This is a genomic window from Acidovorax sp. LjRoot129, assembly GCF_964253765.1.
Classification (GTDB): Bacteria; Pseudomonadota; Gammaproteobacteria; order Burkholderiales; family Burkholderiaceae_C; genus Acidovorax.
Genome location: NZ_CAXUSE020000001.1, coordinates 2544282 through 2563931, shown reverse-complemented (window position 1 = coordinate 2563931; position 19650 = coordinate 2544282). Strand labels below are relative to the sequence as shown.

Below are 19650 nucleotides of genomic sequence, written 5' to 3'. Positions count from 1 at the left end.
GCGTTGCCGACCCTCAGGCCGGCAGCAGTACCCAGAAGGTCAGGATTTGGCGAAGACGTTGCCCAACGCAAACACGGAGTTCGGGGCGTTCACGCGGATGGGCTTGACCACCGGCGTCGTGGAGATCGCGCGGCGTACTACCGGCTTGTCTTCGATTTGGACGCCCTTGGCGAGTTGCTCTTCCACCAGCTTTTGCAGCGTGACGGAATCCAGGAACTCCACCATGCGCTGATTGAGCGATGCCCACAGCTCGTGCGTCATGCAACGGCCAGCTTCGCCCAGGCAGTTTTCCTTGCCACCGCATTGCGTGGCGTCGATGGGCTCATCCACCGACACAATGATGTCCGCCACCGTGATGTCACCCGCCTTGCGGGCCAGCGTGTAGCCGCCACCGGGGCCACGGGTCGACTCGACGAGTTCGTGGCGGCGCAGCTTGCCAAAAAGCTGCTCAAGGTACGAGAGGGAAATCTGTTGGCGCTGGCTGATCGCTGCCAGCGTGACGGGACCATTGTTCTGGCGCAGGGCCAGGTCAATCATGGCGGTGACCGCAAAACGGCCTTTGGTTGTGAGACGCATCGCAAGCTCCTTGTGCTAAGGCTTGTTCGTTGTAGAAACCGCCTTCGCTGGCTCATGGTCAGCGAGGGCACCGTCTCCGCCCCTTCTCCGCACAGTTGCCTGCCACGGATCCCTTCATCGTTGGGCTTTTTCTTGAGTATTTTGTGCAAGTATAGCACAAATCCCTATCGAATTTGTCGGGTTAAAAAACCAACGGGTCATGAATTGACCCGAGGGGTCTTCCCCAATTCTCAGCAGCCCAATCACAAAGCCACCGAATCACTCCCGTGTGCACCAAAAGCCTGGTCCTTGAGCCGGGTGAGCTGGTCGCGCACGCGCGCAGCCTGCTCGAATTCGAGGTTGCGAGCGTGCTCCAGCATGAGCTTTTCCAGGCGCTTGATTTCGCGCGCTACGTCCTTCTCGGACATGTCTTCCACTTGTGCGCGCCGCATGGCTTCCTGTTCCAGCCGCTCGGCGTCCTTGCCCGCTTTTTCGCTGTACACGCCGTCAATCAGGTCTCGTACCCGCTTGACAATGCTGCGCGGAGTGATTCCGTGTGCTTCGTTGTGTGCGATCTGCTTGACGCGCCGGCGTTCCGTCTCGCCGATGGCTTTTTTCATCGAATCGGTGATGCGGTCTGCGTACAGGATGGCCCTCCCGTTCAAATTGCGCGCCGCGCGGCCGATGGTCTGGATCAAACTGCGCTCGGCCCGCAAAAAACCTTCCTTATCGGCGTCGAGGATCGCCACCAGCGAGACCTCGGGAATATCCAGGCCCTCGCGCAGCAGGTTGATGCCCACCAGCACGTCAAACGCACCCAGGCGCAGGTCACGGATGATCTCCACCCGCTCTACCGTGTCCACGTCACTGTGCAGGTACCGCACCTTCACCCCGTTGTCCGTCAGGTAGTCCGTCAACTGCTCGGCCATGCGCTTCGTCAGCGTAGTAATGAGTACGCGCTCGTGCTTTTCTACAAGAATGCGTATTTCTTGCAGCACATCGTCCACTTGATGGGTCGCCGGCCTGACCTCCACCTGCGGGTCCACCAACCCTGTCGGTCGCACCACCTGATCCACGATCTGCCCTGAATGCGTGCGTTCGTAGTCGGCCGGCGTGGCAGTGACAAAGATCACCTGACGCATGCGGTGTTCAAACTCTTCAAACTTCAGCGGGCGGTTGTCCAGCGCCGACGGCAGCCGAAAGCCGTATTCCACCAAGGTAGTCTTGCGCGACCGATCGCCGCTGTACATGGCGTTGAGCTGCCCGATCATTTGGTGGCTCTCGTCCAGGAACATCAGCGCGTCCTTGGGCATGTAGTCGGTCAGCGTGCTGGGCGGGCTGCCCGGCGGAGAGCCCGACAGGTGGCGCGTGTAGTTCTCGATGCCCTTGCAGTGCCCCACTTCGCTGAGCATCTCCAGGTCAAACCGCGTGCGCTGCTCCAGGCGCTGGGCTTCCACGAGCTTGCCTTCGGCCAACAGCTGCTGCAGCCGCTCGGCCAACTCCAGCTTGATGGTCTCCACGGCAGTGAGCACCTTGTCGCGCGGCGTCACATAGTGGCTGCTCGGGTAGACGGTGAATCGCGGGATCTTCTGCTTGACCCGGCCTGTGAGCGGGTCGAACAGCTGCAGGCTTTCGATCTCGTCGTCAAACAGCTCAATGCGGATCGCCAGCTCGGAGTGTTCGGCCGGAAACACGTCGATGGTGTCGCCGCGCACACGGAACTTGCCGCGCGAAAAATCCGCCTCGTTGCGCTGGTACTGCATGCGAATGAGCTGGCCAATCACGTCCCGCTGGCCCAGCTTGTCGCCCACCCGCAGTGTCATCACCATGCGGTGGTAGCTCTCGGGCTCGCCGATGCCGTAGATGGCCGACACCGTGGCCACGATCACCACGTCGCGCCGCTCCATCAGGCTCTTGGTGCACGACAGGCGCATCTGCTCGATGTGCTCGTTGATCGCGCTGTCCTTCTCGATGAACAGGTCGCGCTGGGGCACGTAGGCTTCGGGCTGGTAATAGTCGTAATAGCTTACGAAGTACTCCACGGCGTTCTTGGGGAAGAACTCGCGGAACTCGCTGTACAGCTGCGCGGCCAGCGTCTTGTTGGGCGCAAAGATGATGGCCGGGCGGCCCATGCGGGCGATCACGTTGGCCATGGTGAAGGTCTTGCCAGACCCCGTCACCCCCAGCAGGGTCTGGAAGGACTCCCCGTCGTTCAGCCCGTCCACCAGCTTGTTGATGGCCTCGGGCTGGTCGCCCGCGGGAGGGTACGGCTGGAAAAGCTCGAAGGGCGATTCGGGGAAACGAACGAATTCGCCGTCTTGCTTTTCCGTTATGACCTGTGTGATATCCGGCATGGGTGCAGTCAACGAGTGGAGGGTAGCCGCCGTTAAAATCGGCGGAACCCGGCACAGTACACCACGCCTGGATTCTTCGCTACTGACAACCTTTCAAGGATTTTCATGTCTCTTTTCACCGCCGTCGAAATGGCCCCCCGCGACCCCATCCTGGGCCTCAACGAGCAATTCAACGCTGACACCAATCCCAACAAGGTCAACCTGGGAGTCGGCGTTTATTTCGACGACAACGGCAAGCTGCCCCTGCTGCAGTGCGTGCAGGCCGCAGAAAAGACCATGATGTCCACCCCTACCGCCCGCGGCTACCTGCCCATCGACGGCATCGTGGCGTATGACAACGCGGTCAAGAGCCTGGTGTTTGGTGCTGACAGCGAACCCGTCACCTCCGGCCGCGTGGCCACCGTGCAGGCCATCGGCGGCACCGGCGGCCTGAAGATCGGCGCTGACTTCCTGAAGAAGGTCAGCCCCAACGCCAAAGTCCTGATCTCCGACCCCAGCTGGGAAAACCACCGCGCCCTGTTCACCAACGCCGGTTTTGAAGTCGATACGTATGCCTACTACGACGCTGAAAAGCGCGGCGTCAATTTCGAAGGCTTCCTGGCCAGCCTGAACGCCGCCGCTGCCGGAACCATCGTCGTGCTGCACGCCTGCTGCCACAACCCCACGGGTTACGACATCACCCCCGAGCAGTGGGACCAGGTGGTGGCCGCCGTCAAGGCCAAGAACCTCACGCCCTTCCTTGACATGGCCTACCAGGGCTTCGGCCACGGTATCGCCGAAGACGGCGCCGTCATCCAGAAATTCGTGGCAGCAGGCCTCACGTTCTTCGTATCCACCTCGTTCTCCAAGAGCTTCAGCCTGTACGGCGAACGCGTGGGCGGCCTGTCGGTGCTGTGCACGGACAAGGAAGAAGCCTCCCGCGTGCTGAGCCAGCTCAAGATCGTCATCCGCACCAACTACTCCAACCCGCCCATCCACGGTGGTGCCGTGGTGGCCGCAGTGCTCAACAACCCCGAGCTGCGCGCCCTGTGGGAAAAAGAGCTGTCTGAAATGCGCGTGCGCATCAAGGCCATGCGCCAGAAGCTGGTCGACGGCCTGAAGGCCGCCGGCGTGAAGCAGGACATGTCCTTCATCACCACGCAGATCGGTATGTTCAGCTATTCGGGCCTCTCCAAGGACCAGATGGTGCGCCTGCGCAATGAGTTCGGTGTGTACGGCACCGACACCGGCCGCATGTGCGTGGCCGCGCTCAACAGCAAGAACATCGACTACGTCTGCCAGTCCATTGCAAAGGTCGTCTGAGCACGATGAGGAAGCGGCGCTCGGGCGCCGCTTTGTGAGCGAAGCGCTCCAGAACCCGCACAACGCGGCCATTCTGGAGCGTTTGCCGTTTCTGGGCCTGCCCGATGTGTGGCTGGTGGCGGGCTGTCTGTTCCAGACGGTGTGGAACCTGCGCTCCGGGCTCGCGCCCACGGCGCACATCAAGGACTACGACCTGTTCTATTTCGATGCGTCGGATTTGTCCGAGGCGTCCGAGCAGCAGGTCCAGGCCCGCGTCACTGCCGTATTCGCCGACCTGCCGATCACCGTGGAAGCCAAGAACCAGGCGCGCGTGCACCTTTGGTACGAGCAGTGGTTTGGCTACCCCTACCAGGCGCTGCAGTCGGCGCGCCAAGGGATCGAGCGGTTTCTGGTGCCCTGCACCTGCGTGGGTCTGCAGTCGGGTGTGGCCGAGCAGGCCTCTACGCTGTATGCACCTTATGGGCTGGATGAGTTGTATGCAGGCATCTTGCGGCCCAACGCCCAGTGCCCGCACCTGCCACTTTTTCAGGCCAAGGCCCAGAGCTACCGCGAGCGCTGGGGCTGGCTTCAGATTCGGGAGATGGCGGGCGCATCCAGCTGAGCGTGGCGATGTGGCTACCTCTGTGTCGCTCCGCACCCGAAATTTATGGTCTTTTTGGCCTCTAGCGCTTGATTGGCAAGCGCCAATAGCTATCAAACTAATAGCAATCGACCATTAACCCCACAAGACCGAGCGCATCGATATCGATGCCGACTGGTAGCCCGTATTGAAGAAACGCGGCATCTCGCTCGCGTGCACGGCCCCGGCTGCGTACAGCAGCGGCAGGTAATGCTCATGGGTCGGATGCGCCTGCTGCGCCACGGCACCGAGCTTCTGAAAATCCTGCAAGGCGCCCAACTGGCCCTTCTTGATCTGGTCCTGCACCACAGTGTCGAACTCGGTGGCCCAGTCGTAGGCCTCGTTGGCGGCAGAGCCACGGCGCGATGCGCGCAGGTTGTGCACGATGTTGCCGCTGCCCACGATCAGCACGCCGCGCTCGCGCAGGCCTTTGAGCTGCTGGCCCAGCGCATAGTGCTCGGCCGGGGCACGGCTGTAGTCCATCGAGAGTTGCAGCACCGGAATGTGCGCCTTGGGGAACATCGGCTTGAGCACCGACCAGGTGCCGTGGTCCAGCCCCCACTCGCCCTCGTCCACACCCAGCGCCCCGCCCGTGGCCGGAGATTTCAGCTCGCGGGCCAGGCTGCGCGCCACCGCGGGTGCGCCCGGCGCGGGGTATTGCTGGTCGAACAGCGCCTGCGGAAAACCGCCGAAATCGTGAATGGTCTTGGGCTGCGCCATGCCCGTGACCTGCCAGCCGCCGCGTGTAAGCCAGTGCGCCGATATGCACAGGATGAGTTGCGGCGGCACCGCGCGCGCCAGCAGCTCCGTGCCCGTGGTTTCCCAGCTGCGGCGCCAGGCGTTGTCCTCGATGGCGTTCATGGGACTGCCATGGCCCACGAACAGCACCGGCATGCGCGGCGACGGCTTTTGGGCCTGCAGCGCGGGCAAGGTGGCGGCACTGCTCAGAGAGGTCATGGAGAAGGCTCCCGGAAAGGTGGCCAGGCCCGCCAAGGCGGCCAAAGAGGTTCTGCGTTGCATGAATCGGGGAGCGTAACAAATTATGTATAACGCAGGAGGGAGCACCCGCCCCTGCCAAAGTTCCGGCGGCTGCAGCCCGGCGTTCCTTGTGGCCTGCCCTGCTTGCCCCCTCCCCTCACCCCACCGCCCTCGCCCATGACCGCTGCCATCGCCCCCCCGCCCCAGCCTCTGCGCAACACCCGCGTCCTCAGCCTTGCGCTCAACCTGCCCGGCCCCGCCGCCCTGATGCGCTGCGCGCGGCTCGGGGCTGAGTGCACCAAGCTCGAACCGCCGCCCGCCCCCGGCCATCCCAGCGCCGACCCCATGGGCATCTACAGCCCGGCGGCCTACGCCACGCTGCATGCAGGCGTGCGCGTGGTGCACGCACACCTTAAGACGCCTGAGGGCCAGGCAGCGCTGCATGAGGAACTCGCGCGCACCGATGTGCTGATCACGTCGTTTCGCCCTTCGGCACTCACCAAACTCGGCCTGGGCTGGGAGGCGCTGCAATCCAGATACCCGCGCCTGTCCCTGGTGCGCATCGTGGGCGCGGCGGGTGCACGCGCCGAAGAACCCGGCCATGACCTCACCTACCTGGCCGACGCAGGCCTGGTGACCGGCACCGACATGCCGCCCACGCTCTATGCCGACATGTGCGGCGCACTGATGGCCAGCGAAGCCGTTTTGCAAGCCTTGCTGGAACGCAGCCACACGGGCGCCGGTGTCTGCATTGAGGTCGCCCTGGCGGACGCTGCCACGTGGCTCGCCCAGCCGCGCGACTGGGGCCTGACCACGCCCAATGGCGACGTCGGCGGCCAGCACGCCGGCTACCGCATCTACCCCTGCGCCGACGGCCGCGTGGCCGTGGCGGCGCTGGAACCCCACTTTGCCGCGCGCCTGTGCGCTGCCGCGGGGCTGCCTGCCACGGGCGATGCCGACGTGCTGCGGGCGCCGGCCACGCACCAAGCCGTTGCCGCATTCCTGCAAAGCCAGACGCGGGCGCAACTCGATGCGCTCGCGGTTGCGCAGGACATTCCCCTCCATACCCTGGCCTGATCCCGCTGGCGATTCCCGCAAATTTCAAGAAGCCCACTTTCGATGAGCAGCAAACAAGGCACCGTCATCCGCTGGGACGCCACGCGCGCGTTCGGCTTCATCCGCAGCCCCGGCACGTCGGCCGACGTGTTCTTTCATGTGCGGGACTTTCGTGGCAGCGCGCCACCGCGCGAGGGGTTGGCCGTCACCTTCGAAGAAATCCATGTGGGCGGTAAAGGCCCGCGTGCAATGGCGGTGCAGCCGACGGGGGCCGTGGCAGCCGGCGCAACCGCAGGCAGAGCGGCGCCATCGCGCCCAGCTGCGCGGCCCGCCGCAGGGCACAGCCCCCGCCAACAATCGCCCCGGCGCGCCGCAGCGGCCGACCACCGGCGCGCACGCAACACGTCGGGCGGTTCAGCTTCCGCAGGCCTAGCCCTGCTGCTCACCGCCGGCTGGATCGGGCTCCTGGCCTGGGGCATCTGGACCCGGCAGCTGCCGCTGGGCTGGACGCTGAGCGCCGCCGTGGCCGTCAATCTGGTCACGTTCTGGACCTACGCCGCGGACAAGAACGCCGCCACACAACGCCGCTGGCGCACACCAGAGAGCTCGCTGCACCTGCTCAGCCTGTTGGGCGGCTGGCCCGGCGCCTGGCTGGCACAGCAGACCCTGCGCCACAAGTCCAGCAAACGCGAATTCCGTGCCGTGTACTGGCTCACGGTCGTCGTGCACTGCACGGCCCTGGCCGCATGGGTGTTGGGGGTGGGCCGATAGCTTGAGCAAGGCGGCTGGCGGATCACTCTCAAATTGATAGCTGCATGCGCTTATAGATCAAGCGCTAGAGGCCAATTGAGCTGATATTTTTGGCCGCTCTGACGGAAAAAAGGCCCACCGGCCTACACGCACTGCTGCGCTGCGCCATTGGAATGGGGGTTTTAAAACACCACCGGGAGATGGCCATGAAACCCCTGATTCTTGATTCGTCCATGACCAACATGGGCGGCGTTTTCTACCCGACCGGCCACGTGTTTGCGCTGTTCCCTGATGAAGACTGCGCACGCCAGGCCGCTGCGGCCCTCCAGGCTGCCGGCCATACCGGCGACATCGCCTACGCAGGCCCGGAGCTCATCTTGCAAGACATCGTGCGCACGCTCGGCACGGCCGACGCCCCGCTGCCGTCGGTGGGGGCTGAAGGCGACATGGTGCGCCGCATTGCCGACCTGGCGGGCAAGGGCCACCACGGCCTGCTGATCAAGATGGGCGACAAGGACGAACCCGAGACCTTGAGCAACGCCATTGCCCCCGAAGGCGCAGTGACGGCGTTCTACTACCGCACCTTCATCATCGAAGACCTGGTCACGCCGCCGGCCGAGGACGGACCGCAGTCGGTCGTGGTGGGCACTCACGCGGCAGCGCAATGATCGGCTTTGGCCACATACTGCCGTGAGGCGGTAGACCGGCCATCGGGTGCCTTCACCGCCCCTCGCGGTGCCTCCACTGCACCCTGCCGATCCGTATCTCGCCTTCGCGGGCGCGCTTTCGGCCAAAACCTGTCGCTAAGTGCCACGGGCCGCCTCAGTGGCGTACTTGCCATGCTTTGCATGCATTTACGGGGTGATCGCTATATAGTGCATCGAAGAGCTCCTGGCCCTGCCGGGAAAGTTACGCAAGGAAGGCTCCGCCGCGTTCCCGAAGCCGGCCCACAAGCCCCCACACCTTCGCACCCGGCGGGAGAATGAATCGATGGATGCAGTGCAGCCAGTTGAGCGAAGCCCCCTGCAGCTGACCTTGCGGCTGACTTGGCCTTTCATTGCCATGGTGCTGCTCCTGGCTGCCAGTGCCGCGACCAGCTTCTACATGTTGTCCACCGTGCGCGCCTTCGTGGCGGGTGAAAGCCTGTGGACCAAGGGGCAAAAAGACGCCATCTACTACCTGGGCCTGTATGCCGCCAACGGCTCGCCCCAGGCGTTCGAACGCTTCACGCAGGCCATCGACGTCCCCTTGGGCGACCGTGCGGCCCGCCTGGCGCTGCAGCCTGGGCAGGTGCAGGTCGAGCTGGCCCGCGAGGGGTTTCTGCGCGGCGGCAACCACCCGGACGACATCAACAACCTCATCTGGCTGCTGCGGTATTTCCACCGCTTCGAGATCGTGCAAAAGCCCATGGAGTTCTGGCTCGTGGGCGACGAATACATCAACGCGCTGCGCGACCTCTCGCATGAGATCCGCCACGAGACCGCAGCGGGCGACGTCGACGACATCACCCGCGCGCACTGGCAGGCCACCATTCGCGACATCAACGCCGGCGCGACCCCGGCGGCGCGGGGCTTCAGCGAGGCGCTGGGAGACAGCTCGCGCCGCCTGGTCGCCATGCTCATGTGGGCCAACGGCGGCATGGCCGTGGTGCTGATCCTGCTCACCCTGTGGCACACCCGCACCTTGCTCGCGCAGCGCCGCCGCGTCGAAGAGGCCCTGAGCGCCGAGCGCGAGCAGGCGCACATCACCCTGACTGCCATCGGCGATGCGGTGGTGACGACCAATGTGAATGGCGAGGTCGTGTACATGAACCCGGCGGCCGAGCGGCTGCTGGCCCATGCCGCGCCAGACGCCGCGGGGATGCCGCTGGCGGAGGTGCTGAAGCTCGACGGCGAAGGCAGCCGGCCGCTGGCGGTCGACGCACTGGTCGGGCAGATCTTGCAGCACAAGGCTGGCAGCACCCCGGCGCCGGTCCCCGCCGGGGCCAACGACTACAGCATCCGCACCATCGTGCGGCCCGACCAGTCGGTGGTGCCCGTCAAGCTGGTGGGCACCGCCCTGCGGCACCAGGGCACCGTCAACGGCGCGGTGCTGGTGCTGCACGACGTGACCCGCGAGCAGCACTACGTGGAGCAGCTGTCGTGGCAGGCCAGCCACGACGCGCTGACGGGCCTGGTAAACCGGCGCGAGTTCGAGCACCGGCTTGAGGCCCTGCTCAACCGCCCACGCCAGCCGGGCCGCGAGGGCTCGCTGCTCTTCGTGGACCTGGACCAGTTCAAGCTGATCAACGACACCTGCGGCCACCAGGCCGGCGATGAAATGCTGCGCGAGGTCTGCCGCATGCTGCAAAGCCACCTGCGCGAAGGCGACACGCTGGCGCGCCTGGGTGGCGACGAATTTGGCATCCTGCTCAAGGACTGCCCCGCCGGCCCCTCGGCCCGCATCGCAGAGCAGCTGCGCCAGGCCGGCCAGGAGCTGCGCCTGTCGTGGGAAGGCCAGCAGCTGTCCACCGGCCTCAGTATCGGCATGGTGCAGCTCATCCCCGCGCTGATCTCCATCCAGGAGGCCATGCGCGTGGCCGACATGGCCTGCTACCGCGCCAAGGAAGGCGGCCGCAACCGGGTGTTCATCTACCAGCCCGAAGACATTGAAATGACGCGGCGCGAAGGCGAGATGGACTGGGTGCGCCGCCTGCGCCTGGCCCTGGAGCACAACCGCTTTCAGCTGTACGCACAGGCCATCAGCGCACTGCAGGGCACGGGCGACGAGGGGCTGCACATGGAAGTGCTGCTGCGCCTGCGCGAGGAAGACGGGCAACTGGTGGCGCCCGGCACTTTCATCCCGGCGGCCGAACACTACGGGATGATGCCGGCGGTGGACCGCTGGGTGGTGGAGCACACGCTCAAAGCGCTGGCGCAGCACCAGCGCACACCGGGCGCCATGCCCGTGCACACCTGCGCCATCAACCTGTCCGGCACCAGCCTGGGCGACGACGCCTTGCTCAAGTTCATCCGCACGGCGCTCACTGAATCGGGGCTGGACGCGCGGACCCTGTGTTTTGAGATCACCGAGACCAGCGCCATATCGCACCTGCCCAACGCCGTGCGCCTGATGAAAGAGCTGCAGCAGCTGGGCTGCCGGTTCGCCCTCGATGACTTTGGCGCCGGCATGTCGTCCTTCACATACCTCAAGCACCTGCCGGTCAATTACCTCAAGATCGACGGCGCCTTCGTGAAGGACATGCTGCAGGACGTGACCAGCCGCGCCATGGTGGAGACGATCCACCGCATCGGCCACGTGATGGGCAAACAGACGATTGCCGAGTTTGCCGAGTCCGACGCCATCGTTGCCGCCCTGCGCGAGATTGGCGTGGACTACGCGCAGGGCTACGCGCTGGCCAAGCCTGTGCCGCTGGGCGAATGCCTGCAAGGGCACGGCACAGCGCCCCAATCCATGAACAGGCTGGCCTCCATCGCCACCAAGGAACACCAGCGCCTGTCCTCCAGCCCTGGCAGCGCCAGCGCCTGAACCGGGTGGCGCGACCCTGTCCGTTTCTCTGCGGAGGATTCCAGCGGTAGTGGAGCAGCCTCAGCTGCAGCCCACACGCTCTTGAAGCGGCCTGCGCACGCGTAGCCCCCGCCCTATTCAGTGCGCTGCAGCCGGTACTGCCGCCAGTACGTTCCGGTCTTGCGGCAGGCATTGCCGTCCTCTACCAGCGTCCCGAGGAAGGCCCCATGTAAGCGCCGGCCGCTGTGGACCAGGGTCATCCTGGCTGGCACCCATCCCACGCCGAGTTCAGGGCACGCGGGATCGACATCGACGCCCTTCAGCAGCACCTCGCCCGTGAAGCGTGTGCCCTCCAGGCGCCCGCGGATGATCGCTTCGCCGACGCGAAATCCATACGAGGCCTGATCTGCGCTCACCTGCACGTACTTCCCGGTCCAGACAGCGCCGGATTTTTCAAAACGCAGCACGCTGGTAGTCGCCTCATCGTCCACCTCCCTCCACACCCCTTCAAGCAATGCCACCGCTTGTGCCGTGGCAGGAAGCCACAGAGCGAAAAAAGCTGCGCAGAGGATGGGCTTGAGACGGATGGGCAATTGCATGAAGGGACGTTTGAAAGCGGCTGGGAACCATCAGCCAGGGCCGGGGCGCCAGGGGCCGGCTTGTTCAGAGACAACAGCCATGGTGAGGCCGGCGCAAAGAAAAACGGCTGCCACGTGCACAGGCCGCTACCCGCCAGCGCTAGCGGGATAACCACCCTGGAGGCGTGGTCGGCAGAAGGAGCATTGGCTGCAACGCTTGATCCTTCTGCCGCGCCAGCTCCTAGCGCGCCTTGCGGCCACCCGGCGGCTTGGCGGACCCGTTCACACGGGGCGGCAGCCCCGTGTGCTGCGTCAAGATGCGGCCCTTCTGCGGCGTGACGGACTTCAGGGCTACGCCGGCAGAAGACTTGCCTGAGCCCGAGGTTGCCGAGACCTTGCTGCCGTTGGGCGTCGAGTTCTTGCGCCGCGCACTCTGGTAGCCGCCATCGGTCAGCGGTTGGAAGGTCGGGATCAGGTGGTGCTTGCCGTTGCCGATCAGGTCGGCCCGCCCCATGGTCTTGAGCGCCTCGCGCAGCAGCGGCCAGTTGTTCGGGTCGTGGTAGCGCAAGAAGGCCTTGTGCAGGCGGCGGCGTTTTTCGCCGCGCACGATGTCCACCCCTTCGCTGTCGCGGCCGATCTTGCGCAGCGGGTTCTTGCCAGAGTGGTACATGGCCGTGGCCGTAGCCATGGGGCTGGGGTAGAAGGTCTGCACCTGGTCGGCACGGAAACCGTTCTTCTTGAGCCAGATGGCGAGGTTCATCATGTCCTCGTCGCTGGTGCCCGGGTGTGCAGCGATGAAGTACGGAATCAGGAACTGCTTCTTGCCCGCCTCTTCGCTGAACTTCTCGAACATCTGCTTGAACTTGTCATAGCTGCCGATGCCCGGCTTCATCATCTTGGTCAGCGGGCCCTGCTCGGTGTGCTCGGGCGCGATCTTGAGGTACCCGCCCACGTGGTGCTGCACCAGCTCCTTCACGTACTCGGGGCTCTTCACCGCCAGGTCGTAGCGCAGGCCCGAGCCGATCAGGATCTTCTTGATGCCCTTCAATGCACGGCCGCGGCGGTAGATCTTGATCAGCGGGTCGTGGTTGGTGCCCAGGTTGGAGCAGATGCCGGGGTACACGCAGCTCGGTTTGCGGCAGGCGGCTTCGATCTCGGGGCTCTTGCAGCCCAGGCGGTACATGTTGGCCGTGGGGCCGCCCAGGTCGCTGATGGTGCCGGTAAAGCCCTTGACCTTGTCGCGGATGTCCTCGATCTCCTGAATGATCGAGTCCTCGGACCGGCTCTGGATGATGCGGCCCTCGTGCTCGGTGATGGAGCAGAAGGTGCAGCCGCCAAAACAGCCTCGCATGATGTTCACGCTGAAGCGAATCATCTCCCACGCAGGGATCTTGGTCGTGCCGTCATGGCTGCCGTTCTCGTCGGCGTAGCTCGGGTGCGGGCCCCGCGCGTACGGAAGGTCAAACACATAGTCCATCTCGGCCGTGGTCAGCGGAATGGGCGGCGGGTTGATCCACACATCCCGCGCCGTCGCACCCTCGCCGTGCGCCTGCACCAGCGCGCGGGCGTTGCCCGGGTTGGTCTCCAGGTGCAGCACGCGGTTGGCGTGGGCATACAGCACCGGGTCGCTCTTGACCTGCTCGTAGCTGGGCAAGCGGATCACGCTCCGGTCGCGCGGCGGCACCTTGAGCTTGGCTCGGAGCGCCGGGTTGGCCACGAACAGCATGGGCTGAACGGTGGGGTTCGGCTCGGCAGATTTTGGGTCTTTTTGGCCGTCAGCGCTTATTCCATCTGCATTGTCAGCTATCGATTCAGGAGCATCATCCTTGCTGCAGGTGCTGCCTTGCGCAGCCGCCTGCTCGCTGGTCGTCATGTACGGGTTGACGTGCGCCTCCACGCGCCCGGGCTCGTCCACGGAGCTGGAATCGATCTCGAACCAGCCCTTGCCGCTCTCGTCATCCGGCCGGCGCACAAAGGCCGTGCCGCGCACGTCGGTGATCTGCTCCACCGGCTCGCGGGCGGCCAGGCGGTGTGCCACCTCAACCAGCGCGCGCTCGGCATTGCCGTACAGCAGCAGGTCGCATTTGGCGTCGACCACGATGGAGCGGCGCACCTTGTCGCTCCAGTAGTCATAGTGGGCGATGCGGCGCAGGCTGCCTTCGATGCCGCCCAGGATGATGGGCACGTCCTTGAACGCCTCCCGACAGCGCTGGCTGTAGACGATGGCGGCGCGGTCGGGGCGCTTGCCGCCGATGTCGCCGGGGGTGTAGGCGTCGTCGCTGCGAATCTTCCGGTCGGCCGTGTACCGGTTGATCATCGAATCCATGTTGCCCGCCGTCACGCCCCAAAACAGGTTGGGCTTGCCCAGCGTCTTGAAGGGCTCGGCGCTTTGCCAGTCGGGCTGGGCAATGATGCCCACGCGAAAGCCCTGGGCCTCCAGCGTCCGTCCGATCACGGCCATGCCGAAGCTGGGGTGGTCTACATAGGCGTCGCCCGTCACCAGGATGATGTCGCAGCTGTCCCAGCCCAGTTTTTCCATCTCGGCGCGGCTCATCGGCATGAAGGGGGCCGTGCCAAAGCGCTTGGCCCAGTACGGGCGGTAGCTGGTCAATGGCTTTGCGGCGCGCGCAAAAAAGGAGACGTCGACGGGGGCGTTCATTCGGAAGGGGCGCGCGGCCAGCCCGGTGCGGTGGGGCGTCGTGGGGCGCGCAATGGTGGGTAACCCGCGATTTTACGTGAGTGGGCACTTTTTGTCGCCTCGGCACCTTGGCCCTTCCCCTGGCAGGCTTGAATGAGTCAGCGCATATACTTGCTTCAGTCAATTAATTGGGTGACAAAGGCAATCATGAGCACGGATCCTTCTCCCTCTGGCCCATCCACCACTAACACTCTGGTGCCGGCCGACGCAGTGAAGGCCGTGCGCCGCTTCAACCGTTTCTTCACCCGCCGCGTGGGCGTGCTGGATCCCTACCTGGGCAGCGACCTCTCTTTGACCGATGTGCGTGTGTTGTACGAGCTGGCCCATCGCGATGCGCCCGTAGCCAGCGAACTGGCGCGCGAATTGGGCCTGGACGGCGGCTACCTGAGCCGCATCCTGCGCCGCTTTGAAGCTGCCGGCTGGATCCGCCGCAGCGCCAGCGAGCGCGATGCGCGCCAGAGCGTGCTCACCCTCACCCCCGCAGGACGCGATGCGTTCGAGCCGCTGCAGCAGCGCTCGCGCGACGAAGCCGCCGCCCTGCTCGCCCCCCTGCCCCCGGCGCGGCGCCACGAAGTGGTCGATGCCATGCAACGCATCGAGGCCTTGCTCGAGCCCGCCAACGCGCCCGCCTTGCCGCCCAAGGTGGCCCTGCTGCGTGACCCCGCGCCCGGCGACATCGGCTGGGTGGTACAGCAACACGGTGAAATCTACTGGCGCGAATATGGCTGGGACAGCCGCTTCGAAGCGCTGGTGGCCGACATTTCCGCGCAATTTGTGCGCAAGTTTCAACCCGAGTGGGAGCGCTGCTGGATCGCCGAACTGGAGGGTGAGCGGGTGGGTGCCGCGTTCGTGGTGCGCAAATCAGCCACCACGGCCCAGCTGCGCATGCTCATCCTGTCGCCCAAGGCCCGCGGACTGGGCCTGGGCGCGCGCCTCGCGGACGAGTGCATCGCATTCGCGCGGGCCAAGGGATACAAAAAGATGGTGCTGTGGACCAACAGCTGCCTGACTGCGGCGCGTGGGATTTATGCCCAGCGCGGGTTTACGCTGGTGAAGTCAGAGCCGTATGAAAATTTTGGACAGCGACTGGTGGGGGAGACCTGGGAGCTCAAGCTGGGGCGAGGCTGATCATCCCAAACTGTTGATCAGCCATCCTTGCCGTTGTGCTGGATGGCTGCCCGCACAACTACCACTCACCCACTTCACGCACGCGCTGGGCCAGGTCCGGGAAAGCTTCTTCCGTCAATTCCACCTCGACCGGTGCCGCCTGCAGAGCAACCACCCCGGTAGTGGGCGGTGCAGCCCTGGACAAGAACCTGCCAAGCAAGCCGGAGCCCGAGGTGGATGGCGAGGAGGGGGTGAACGGGATGGCAAACATGGCGGTTCCTTCAAGGCGCACGCTTCAAAAAACGTAGCACCAGCGTAGATCGTGGCTTAACTGGGCAGTGTAGGAATTGGCGCTCCGTCGCTGTGTGACAGAACACACAAGCTTTAACGTTTGATGGGGCAGCCTCGCCGACAGCCACGGATGTGTGTGACTTTTGTCACACCGCGCAGTCCCGCGCCTCCTTAGCGGTGCCTCTTACACTTTGCGCCCCATGCCCCACACCCTGGCTGCGCCGGCCCACAGCGAACTGGTCATCAAGAAGAGCCGCTTCATCGGCTGCGTGCAACCCATGGCCGACCGCGCGAGCGCACAGGCCGCCGTGGATGCCCTGTGGAAGCAGCATCCCGGTGCCGCGCACATCTGCTGGGCGCTGCTGGCGGGCGGGCAATCGGCCGCCGTGGACGATGGGGAACCCGGCGGGACCGCCGGCCGTCCCATGCTCGACGTGCTGCGCCACCAGGATCTGGAAGGTGTGCTCGCCACGGTGGCGCGGTACTTTGGCGGCGTGAAGCTGGGTGCCGGTGGCCTTGTACGGGCCTACACCGACGCGGTGGCGCAAGCACTGCTGACCGCACCCAAGGTGGTGCTGCAGCGCATGAAGACCCTGCAATGCCACGTGCCCTATGCCCTGGAAGGTTTGCTGCGCCGCGAGATCGACGCGGCCGGCGCCGATCTGACCGAGGTGCAGCACGGCACACTGGTGACCCTGCAGTTCTGCTTGCCAGAAGCCCAAGCCGCTGCGTTCATCGAGCGCATCAACGACGCGGGCCAGGGCCGCGTGGGCTGGACCCAGCCTGGGACTTGAAAGCCGCTGGTTCTGCGCCAACACCTCGCACCAGCTCGACAACAAGTGCCCTGCGCCTACACATGCCCAGCACTTGGGGCGCGACACTCTGGCGACACTGGCTGCGAGGACCCTCCCCATGAGCGCACCGCTCGACACAATCATCATTGGCGCCGGCACCGCGGGCCTGGCTGCCCTGCGTGAAGTGCGCAAACGCACAGACCGCTTCCTCATCGTCAACGAAGGCCCCTGGGGCACCACCTGCGCCCGGGTCGGGTGCATGCCCTCCAAAGCGCTGATCGAAGCCGCCAACGCTTTCCACCGCCGCAAATCCTATGAAGAGTTTGGAATCCGGGGCGCCGATGGGCTCACCGCCGACGTCCCAGCCGTCCTGCAGCGGGTGCGATCCCTGCGCGACGACTTTGTGGCGGGCGCGCTGGAAGCCACCGACGGCTTGAGCGACCGCCATCGGATCGCGGGGCGCGCCTTGCTCCAGGGCCCGCAAACGGTGGAAATCGACGGCACCCGCTACACCACGCGCAGCATCATCATCGCCACCGGCTCGCGCCCCAGCGTGCCCGATGAATGGCTGGCATTTGGTGACCGGATCCTCACCACCGACACCCTCTTTGAGCAGCCCACGCTGGGGCCACGCATCGCCGTCATCGGCATGGGCCCGCTGGGCGTGGAGATTTCCCAGGCGCTGGCGCGGCTGGGTTTGCAGGTGGCGGCCTTCACCACGGGCACAACGCTCGGGGGCTTGAGCGACCCCACCCTGAACGCAGAGCTGACGAAACTTCTGAAGAAGGAACTGGTACTGCACCTCGGCGCGCCTGCGGAACTCCGGGAAGTACCCGGTGGCATCGAAGTGCGCAGCGGCCCGAACAGCGTGGTGGTGGACCAGGTCATCGCCGCCATGGGCCGCGTGCCCAACATCGAACATCTGGGGCTTGAATCGCTGGGCGTCCCGCTCAACGAGGCGGGCCTGCCTGCGGTGGACCCGCAGACGCAGCAGATTGGCAACTTGCCGGTGTTTATGTCAGGTGACGCCAACACGCACGCGCCCTTGCTGCACGAGGCGGCAGACGAAGGCCATATCGCGGGGATGAACGCCCTGGCAGACACACTGACCCGCTTTCAGCGCCGCACTCCGCTGTCCATTGTGTTCAGCGACCCTCAAATCGCTGTGGTCGGCAGGCGCCTGGCCGACCTGGACACCGACAACACAGCCACGGGCACCGCGAGCTTCGACAACCAGGGCCGGGCCCGCGCGGCCCAGCACAACCACGGGCGCATTTGCATCTACGCCGACAAGGCCACGGGCCGGCTGCTGGGTGCCGAAATGTGCGCACCGCAGGGCGAACACATGGCGCACCTGCTGGCGCTGGCCATCGGGCAAGAACTCACCGTGCACGACTTGTTAGGGATGCCGATTTATCACCCCACTTACGAGGAAGGGCTGCGCACAGCGCTGCGCGATGCCGTGCGCCAATTGCCGGCCACACGCAATTCGGACCTGGCCACCTGCGGGGACATCGGAGTCGCGGCGCTGGAATAGGTGCGGTGCTTAAGGACCCGTATTTGTAAATGCACTCAAGCCGCCAACCAAACTGCCGATAACAACCCATCACCCCAAGGAATCGCCATGGACGTCGCCCTCGCCAACAGCATCGTCAACACCGCCACGGCCCTGGCCAGCGCCAAGACGTCGGACGCCCTGAACATGGTGGTGTTGAAGAAGGCGCTGGACATCCAGGCCGTGTCGGCCGCCACGATGCTTAACGCCATGCAGCAGTCGATGCCCCAGCCGGCGCTGGCCTCCTCTGGCACGTTGGGCACCCAGGTCAACACGTTCGCCTGACCTCCATTCTGGCAAGGTAAGGGGCGCTGACCCCTCTACCAAAGCGCGCAACTACCTCAGCCGCGCAGGCGACAACCCTTCCAGCACCACCCCCTCGCGCACCAGTTCATCGGCCAGCGGCTCGCCGCGCAGCAGTTGCCGCGCCAGCAACGACGCGCCTGCAGCGCTCTGGATGCCATAACCCCCCTGCCCCGCCAGCCAGAAGAAGCCGGGCACATGGTTGTCCCAGCCGATGACCATGTCGCCGTCTGGCACGAACGACCGCAGACCTGCCCAGGTGTGTGACGGACGGCGGATCTGGAAGGTGGTCATCTCCTCGATGTGATAAATCCCCGTGGCCACGTCCAGCTCTTCGGGCACCACGTCGTGCGGATGCGTCGGGTCGGCGTTGGCGGGTGAGCCCAGCAGCTGGCCTGCGTCGGGCTTGAAGTAGAAGTTCTCATCAATGCCGATCACCGCAGGCCAGTGGGTGGCGTCCATGCCCTCGGGCACAGGAAAGGTAAAAGCCGTGCGGCGGCGCGGCTCCAGGCCAATGGGCGGCACGCCGGCCATGCCGGCCAGCACATCGGCCCAGGCACCCGCGGCATTCACGATGGCGCCCGCCTGCAGCGTGCGGCCGTCGGCCAGGGTGACCTGCCAAGCATCTCCTTGGCGCTGCACGGCCGTGACTTCGGCATGGGTCAGCACCTGCCCGCCGCGTTGGCGCAGGCCCCGCAGGTAGCCCTGGTGCAGGGCGTTCACGTCGATGTCTGCCGCCTCGGGCTCGCTCATGCCCGCGGCCACGGCGTCGGGCTTCAGGCATGGCAGCATGGCCATCAGCGCCGCATGGTCCACCCATTCCACATTGGGCGATACAGCGTGGGCCTCCTCAAAGGCTTGCTTCAGCAGATCCAGCTGGTGTGGACCGGCCACGTACACCACGCCGCGGGGCGACAAGATGGGCGTGTCGCCAAACTCGGGCGGCGGCGCGTCGTAGAAAGCGCGGCTCGCGCGGGTCAGGGCCTGGATGTTGGCCGTGCCATAGGTGGCCATATACAGCGCAGCCGAGCGGCCCGTGGTGTGGTAACCGGGCTGGGATTCGCGCTCCAGCAGCAGCACGCTGGCGCCGGGGGTTTCAGTGCCAGCGCCTTGGACCAATTGCCACGCCACCGAGGCACCGGCAATGCCGGCGCCCACCACGATGAAATCCGCTGATTGCATGTTTGGATTCTCCTGGCTTCG

17 protein-coding genes are annotated in these 19650 nt (G+C 65.2%); 10 read left to right on the top strand and 7 right to left on the bottom strand.

The window, feature by feature from the left end:
- Nucleotides 1–39: 39 nt before the first annotated feature.
- Nucleotides 40–576 carry a Fe-S cluster assembly transcriptional regulator IscR gene (gene iscR / locus ACSQ3Q_RS11700; RefSeq protein ID WP_007851285.1) on the bottom strand — a complete coding sequence of 179 codons (537 nt, stop codon included), beginning with the start codon at nt 574–576 and terminating at the stop codon, nt 40–42.
- Between the two features lie 242 nt (nt 577–818).
- Nucleotides 819–2909, bottom strand: a complete 2091-nt coding sequence (uvrB, locus tag ACSQ3Q_RS11695; protein ID WP_436134546.1) for an excinuclease ABC subunit UvrB — start codon at nt 2907–2909, stop codon at nt 819–821.
- A gap of 105 nt (nt 2910–3014) precedes the next feature.
- Between uvrB and ACSQ3Q_RS11690 the strand changes: the two genes are divergently transcribed.
- Together ACSQ3Q_RS11690 and ACSQ3Q_RS11685 are read left to right on the top strand one after the other, a co-directional pair.
- Nucleotides 3015–4211, top strand: a complete 1197-nt coding sequence (locus ACSQ3Q_RS11690) for an amino acid aminotransferase (RefSeq protein WP_436134545.1) — start codon at nt 3015–3017, stop codon at nt 4209–4211.
- The gene (locus ACSQ3Q_RS11685) at nt 4195–4812 is read left to right on the top strand and encodes a nucleotidyltransferase family protein (protein ID WP_436134544.1); all 618 of its coding nucleotides are present in this window, start codon (nt 4195–4197) and stop codon (nt 4810–4812) included. The genes ACSQ3Q_RS11690 and ACSQ3Q_RS11685 overlap by 17 nt, the downstream gene beginning before the upstream one ends.
- A 114-nt stretch (nt 4813–4926) precedes the next feature.
- Here ACSQ3Q_RS11685 and ygiD read toward each other — a convergent pair whose 3' ends face one another.
- Entirely contained in the window at nt 4927–5787 is an 861-nt protein-coding gene (gene ygiD, locus ACSQ3Q_RS11680) for a 4,5-DOPA dioxygenase extradiol (protein ID WP_436134543.1), read from the bottom strand.
- A 198-nt stretch (nt 5788–5985) separates the two neighbouring features.
- Between ygiD and ACSQ3Q_RS11675 the strand changes: the two genes are divergently transcribed.
- From ACSQ3Q_RS11675 to ACSQ3Q_RS11660, 4 genes are all read left to right on the top strand, one after another.
- A complete protein-coding gene (locus ACSQ3Q_RS11675) occupies nt 5986–6885 on the top strand; it encodes a CoA transferase (RefSeq protein ID WP_436134542.1) in 900 nt (299 codons plus the stop codon).
- Nucleotides 6886–6927: 42 nt separating this feature from the next.
- The gene (locus tag ACSQ3Q_RS11670) at nt 6928–7635 is read left to right on the top strand and encodes a DUF1294 domain-containing protein (RefSeq protein WP_436134541.1); all 708 of its coding nucleotides are present in this window, start codon (nt 6928–6930) and stop codon (nt 7633–7635) included.
- A gap of 185 nt (nt 7636–7820) precedes the next feature.
- Nucleotides 7821–8282, top strand: a complete 462-nt coding sequence (locus ACSQ3Q_RS11665) for a hypothetical protein (protein ID WP_436134540.1) — start codon at nt 7821–7823, stop codon at nt 8280–8282.
- A 394-nt stretch (nt 8283–8676) separates the two neighbouring features.
- Nucleotides 8677–11142 (top strand): EAL domain-containing protein, encoded by a 2466-nt coding sequence (locus tag ACSQ3Q_RS11660; protein ID WP_436134539.1) that lies wholly within the window; start codon nt 8677–8679, stop codon nt 11140–11142.
- Nucleotides 11143–11255: 113 nt separating this feature from the next.
- On the opposite strand, the gene ACSQ3Q_RS11655 is transcribed toward ACSQ3Q_RS11660, so the two are convergent.
- Nucleotides 11256–11720 (bottom strand): hypothetical protein, encoded by a 465-nt coding sequence (locus tag ACSQ3Q_RS11655; protein WP_436134538.1) that lies wholly within the window; start codon nt 11718–11720, stop codon nt 11256–11258.
- A 220-nt stretch (nt 11721–11940) separates the two neighbouring features.
- The gene (locus tag ACSQ3Q_RS11650; RefSeq protein ID WP_436134537.1) at nt 11941–14358 is read right to left on the bottom strand and encodes a YgiQ family radical SAM protein; all 2418 of its coding nucleotides are present in this window, start codon (nt 14356–14358) and stop codon (nt 11941–11943) included.
- Nucleotides 14359–14544: 186 nt separating this feature from the next.
- On the opposite strand from ACSQ3Q_RS11650, the gene ACSQ3Q_RS11645 reads away from it, so the two are divergent.
- Nucleotides 14545–15525 (top strand): bifunctional helix-turn-helix transcriptional regulator/GNAT family N-acetyltransferase, encoded by a 981-nt coding sequence (locus ACSQ3Q_RS11645; protein WP_436134536.1) that lies wholly within the window; start codon nt 14545–14547, stop codon nt 15523–15525.
- 58 nt (nt 15526–15583) lie between these two features.
- On the opposite strand, the gene ACSQ3Q_RS11640 is transcribed toward ACSQ3Q_RS11645, so the two are convergent.
- Nucleotides 15584–15775, bottom strand: a complete 192-nt coding sequence (locus ACSQ3Q_RS11640) for a hypothetical protein (RefSeq protein ID WP_436134535.1) — start codon at nt 15773–15775, stop codon at nt 15584–15586.
- Nucleotides 15776–15995: 220 nt separating this feature from the next.
- Here ACSQ3Q_RS11640 and ACSQ3Q_RS11635 point away from each other — a divergent pair, with 220 nt between their 5' ends.
- The 3 genes from ACSQ3Q_RS11635 (at nt 15996) to ACSQ3Q_RS11625 (ending at nt 18429) form a co-directional block, all read left to right on the top strand.
- Nucleotides 15996–16589, top strand: coding sequence for an IMPACT family protein (locus ACSQ3Q_RS11635; RefSeq protein WP_436134534.1), 594 nt, complete (start codon nt 15996–15998; stop codon nt 16587–16589).
- Between the two features lie 118 nt (nt 16590–16707).
- Nucleotides 16708–18126 (top strand): dihydrolipoyl dehydrogenase, encoded by a 1419-nt coding sequence (locus ACSQ3Q_RS11630; protein ID WP_436134533.1) that lies wholly within the window; start codon nt 16708–16710, stop codon nt 18124–18126.
- Nucleotides 18127–18213: 87 nt separating this feature from the next.
- A complete protein-coding gene (locus ACSQ3Q_RS11625) occupies nt 18214–18429 on the top strand; it encodes a putative motility protein (RefSeq protein ID WP_436134532.1) in 216 nt (71 codons plus the stop codon).
- A gap of 51 nt (nt 18430–18480) precedes the next feature.
- On the opposite strand, the gene ACSQ3Q_RS11620 is transcribed toward ACSQ3Q_RS11625, so the two are convergent.
- Nucleotides 18481–19629: an NAD(P)/FAD-dependent oxidoreductase gene (locus ACSQ3Q_RS11620; RefSeq protein WP_436134531.1), complete on the bottom strand. Its 1149-nt coding sequence runs from the start codon at nt 19627–19629 to the stop codon at nt 18481–18483.
- Between the last annotated feature and the right edge of the window lie 21 nt (nt 19630–19650).

Coding starts and splice junctions, on each gene's coding strand:
- iscR (WP_007851285.1), bottom strand. CDS start 576: ATGCGTCTCACAACCAAAGGCCGTTTTGCGGTCACCGCCATGATTGAC.
- ACSQ3Q_RS11650 (WP_436134537.1), bottom strand. CDS start 14,358: ATGAACGCCCCCGTCGACGTCTCCTTTTTTGCGCGCGCCGCAAAGCCA.
- uvrB (WP_436134546.1), bottom strand. CDS start 2,909: ATGCCGGATATCACACAGGTCATAACGGAAAAGCAAGACGGCGAATTC.
- ACSQ3Q_RS11625 (WP_436134532.1), top strand. CDS start 18,214: ATGGACGTCGCCCTCGCCAACAGCATCGTCAACACCGCCACGGCCCTG.
- ACSQ3Q_RS11665 (WP_436134540.1), top strand. CDS start 7,821: ATGAAACCCCTGATTCTTGATTCGTCCATGACCAACATGGGCGGCGTT.
- ACSQ3Q_RS11690 (WP_436134545.1), top strand. CDS start 3,015: ATGTCTCTTTTCACCGCCGTCGAAATGGCCCCCCGCGACCCCATCCTG.
- ACSQ3Q_RS11660 (WP_436134539.1), top strand. CDS start 8,677: ATGGTGCTGCTCCTGGCTGCCAGTGCCGCGACCAGCTTCTACATGTTG.
- ACSQ3Q_RS11645 (WP_436134536.1), top strand. CDS start 14,545: ATGAGCACGGATCCTTCTCCCTCTGGCCCATCCACCACTAACACTCTG.
- ACSQ3Q_RS11655 (WP_436134538.1), bottom strand. CDS start 11,720: ATGCAATTGCCCATCCGTCTCAAGCCCATCCTCTGCGCAGCTTTTTTC.
- ACSQ3Q_RS11635 (WP_436134534.1), top strand. CDS start 15,996: ATGCCCCACACCCTGGCTGCGCCGGCCCACAGCGAACTGGTCATCAAG.
- ygiD (WP_436134543.1), bottom strand. CDS start 5,787: ATGACCTCTCTGAGCAGTGCCGCCACCTTGCCCGCGCTGCAGGCCCAA.
- ACSQ3Q_RS11620 (WP_436134531.1), bottom strand. CDS start 19,629: ATGCAATCAGCGGATTTCATCGTGGTGGGCGCCGGCATTGCCGGTGCC.
- ACSQ3Q_RS11630 (WP_436134533.1), top strand. CDS start 16,708: ATGAGCGCACCGCTCGACACAATCATCATTGGCGCCGGCACCGCGGGC.
- ACSQ3Q_RS11640 (WP_436134535.1), bottom strand. CDS start 15,775: ATGTTTGCCATCCCGTTCACCCCCTCCTCGCCATCCACCTCGGGCTCC.
- ACSQ3Q_RS11675 (WP_436134542.1), top strand. CDS start 5,986: ATGACCGCTGCCATCGCCCCCCCGCCCCAGCCTCTGCGCAACACCCGC.
- ACSQ3Q_RS11670 (WP_436134541.1), top strand. CDS start 6,928: ATGAGCAGCAAACAAGGCACCGTCATCCGCTGGGACGCCACGCGCGCG.